Raw genomic sequence first — 2,599 nt, forward strand, 5'->3', positions numbered from 1 at the left:
AGTAGTGTTAAAATATAGTATATCAAAGTTGTAGAAATAATCTTACATGAGTGCGGTATAAAAAGCATATTTTTGTCAAAATCAATGCGTCTTAAATTTTTGTACCGGAGTTAACTTGTTGTTAATGAGGATGCAAAAATTTAAAACAACACAGAGTTTGGCAATAAAGATGCTTTTTAGACCGGGCTCTTACATCTAATATCTAAAAATCTATTAAAAGAATATATGAGCAACAAAACCAAAACCGGACGATACCAGCGAATTCTAAGACAAATTGAGGAATTAATAGGAGCCACCGGGAGCCCATGGTCACGAATGAGCACAATTGTTGCTCTGTTACATCATAAAATGCCTGATTTTTTCTGGACCGGATTTTATTATCTCGACAACGGCGATCTTGTTGTTGGTCCTTATCAAGGACCCGTTGCCTGTCTTAAGCTAAAAAAGGATACCGGGGTGTGCTGGGCAGGGATCAATGAAAAAAGGAGCCTTATTGTGCCTGATGTGGAAAAGTTTCCCGGTCATATTGCCTGTTCGTCATTGAGTAAGTCGGAAATTGTGGTTCCCGTTTATAACAAAACCGGCAAAATTGTTGCTGTTTTGGATGTGGATAGTAAAAAGCTGAATGCCTTTGACGAAATAGACCAGAATGAACTTGAGAAAATCGTCACTTTGATATTCGAATCTTCTTCTAAATGAAGCAAACAGTTTTAATTACCGGGTCGGCAAAAAGAGTAGGGGCAGCCATTGCCCGTTTTCTTGCATCCGATGGATGGGAAGTGGTTTTGCATTATAACCATAGTCGTGATGAAGCGCTTCGCCTTTCAAATGAATTAAAGGAAACTTACAGCGACCGGAAATTTCCTGTTATTCAATGTGATTTAAGTAATATGGATGCTGTTTTGTCGCTTTTTGGCAGATTGCCTGAAGGAATTGAGAGATTGCATGCGTTGGTCAACAATGCCAGTACTTTCCATTCAGGCACTATTGAAGAGACTTCCCCTTCTTTTTTACGAAAAGAAATGGGTGTGAACTTTGAAGCACCTTTCTTTTTGCTCCAGTCGTTCAGAAATTCCTTTGATTCCGGATCGGTCGTTAATATGCTCGATGCCAAAATTACATCCAACGAAGCATCTCATGCTGCCTATCTTTTGGCCAAGAAGAACCTGCAGGCTCTTACGAAAATGGCTGCATTATCTTTCGCGCCCGCGTTCAGGGTGAATGCTGTTGCTCCCGGCCCTGTACTGCCACCACCGCGCAAAAGCGATGAGTACCTGAAGCATGTTGTTGACAGAACACCGCTGAAACAAAGGGTTGATACTTCCGATATTGCTGCTTCAGTCTCTTTTTTGTTGAACAATTCCTCTGTTACAGGTCAAATTATTTATTGTGACAGTGGGTTACATCTTCTATGACTATGGCTACAATTTTTATCAAAGATCTTTTGTTGCGTACGCAGGTTGGCTTCAATCCGCATGAATTGGGGAAAAAACAGGATTTAGTGCTGAATATATCCATTAATTATCTAACTCAGGGCGAGGAATTGAGTGATGAACCTGGTGAAGCTCTGGATTACAGAGAAATATGTAAACAGATTATTGCTCTGGTAGAGGGAAACAGCTTCAACCTGCTGGAGAAAGTGGCCAATGATGTTGCAGACCTGATTTTGTCCATTCCAAGGGTACAGTCGGTCGAGATAGAAGTGGACAAACCCCATGCTCTGCGATTTGCCCGGAGCGTTTCATTCTCCCTGTCAAAAACAACCAGACAATAATGAGCAACCGCGTGATCATAGGACTTGGAAGTAATATTGATGCCCATTTAAATTTGAAGCGGGCAGTTGATCTATTACAACAGAATTTCAGGCTACTGAAGCGCTCTTCCATTCTCAGGACTGCGCCTGTGGGCATTACCAACCAGCCCGATTTCTACAACACTGCCATTCTTATGGAAACCGATCTTGAAAGGAACGAATTGTCAATAAGGCTAAAAGAGATGGAAGATATCCTTGGACGCAACCGTTCACGTCCAAAGTTTGGGCCTCGCGAAATCGATCTCGACATTCTGGTCTGGAATGATGAGATTGTGGATGAAGATTATTACCATAGAGATTTTCTTCAACAGCTGGTCTCGGAAATAACTACAGCGTGAGAAATTTTCAGGAATCATCAGGCAACCAGTTTGTTCCTTATAAAAAAAGACTTTCAGGGGTGAATTCGATGATAGGTCAGAATAGACCATTGGATTGGAAGATATAAGATTTACGATGAATGCTATAGCCTGAAAATCATATTTTTAATGCCAATATTCCGCAAAAAATGGCGTAGCTATTTTTATAAATGGTTCATCACAAATAGACGTGCTTTTCATAGAAACGATTTTCCTTACAATTGTATCTTAAAAAATGGCTATTGCCATTTTGTTCACATGAACCACGAATGATACGAATGACACGAATTAAAAAACTGTGAAACAGCTTTTTAAAACGGCAAAGCCGTTAAGACTCATCCTGGTGCGGCCAAGATCCTCGTCGCTCTGCTCTGCTGCTTGCTTGCAAGAACTCGCGGTTGATATAAATGAGTGCGGTATAAAAAGCATA

The 2,599-nt window shown here is 40.7% G+C and carries 4 protein-coding genes; all 4 read left to right on the forward strand.

What is annotated here, in order from left to right; translation table 11 throughout:
- Window positions 1-225 precede the first annotated feature (225 nt).
- The 4 genes from OQ5_RS0107400 to folK are packed head-to-tail and all read left to right on the forward strand — an operon-like array spanning window position 226 to window position 2,151.
- A complete protein-coding gene (locus tag OQ5_RS0107400) occupies window positions 226-699 on the forward strand; it encodes a GAF domain-containing protein (RefSeq protein WP_016776874.1) in 474 nt (157 codons plus the stop codon).
- On the forward strand, window positions 696-1,415 hold the full coding sequence (locus tag OQ5_RS0107405) for an SDR family oxidoreductase (protein ID WP_016776875.1): 720 nt from the start codon (window positions 696-698) through the stop codon (window positions 1,413-1,415). Before OQ5_RS0107400 ends, OQ5_RS0107405 begins: the two co-directional genes overlap by 4 nt.
- A gap of 2 nt (window positions 1,416-1,417) precedes the next feature.
- A complete protein-coding gene (locus OQ5_RS0107410; protein WP_026055163.1) occupies window positions 1,418-1,774 on the forward strand; it encodes a dihydroneopterin aldolase in 357 nt (118 codons plus the stop codon).
- A complete protein-coding gene (gene folK, locus OQ5_RS0107415; RefSeq protein WP_016776877.1) occupies window positions 1,774-2,151 on the forward strand; it encodes a 2-amino-4-hydroxy-6-hydroxymethyldihydropteridine diphosphokinase in 378 nt (125 codons plus the stop codon). Before OQ5_RS0107410 ends, folK begins: the two co-directional genes overlap by 1 nt.
- The last annotated feature ends 448 nt before the right edge of the window (window positions 2,152-2,599 follow it).

Origin of the sequence: Anaerophaga thermohalophila str. Valhall, from assembly GCF_000250735.1 — a bacterium.
Lineage (GTDB): Bacteria > Bacteroidota > Bacteroidia > Bacteroidales > Marinilabiliaceae > Anaerophaga > Anaerophaga thermohalophila_A.

Bases quoted from the DNA above. Each gene is read 5' to 3' on its own strand.
- OQ5_RS0107400 (WP_016776874.1), top strand. From the start codon at position 226: ATGAGCAACAAAACCAAAACCGGACGATACCAGCGAATTCTAAGACAA.
- OQ5_RS0107405 (WP_016776875.1), top strand. From the start codon at position 696: ATGAAGCAAACAGTTTTAATTACCGGGTCGGCAAAAAGAGTAGGGGCA.
- OQ5_RS0107410 (WP_026055163.1), top strand. From the start codon at position 1,418: ATGGCTACAATTTTTATCAAAGATCTTTTGTTGCGTACGCAGGTTGGC.
- folK (WP_016776877.1), top strand. From the start codon at position 1,774: ATGAGCAACCGCGTGATCATAGGACTTGGAAGTAATATTGATGCCCAT.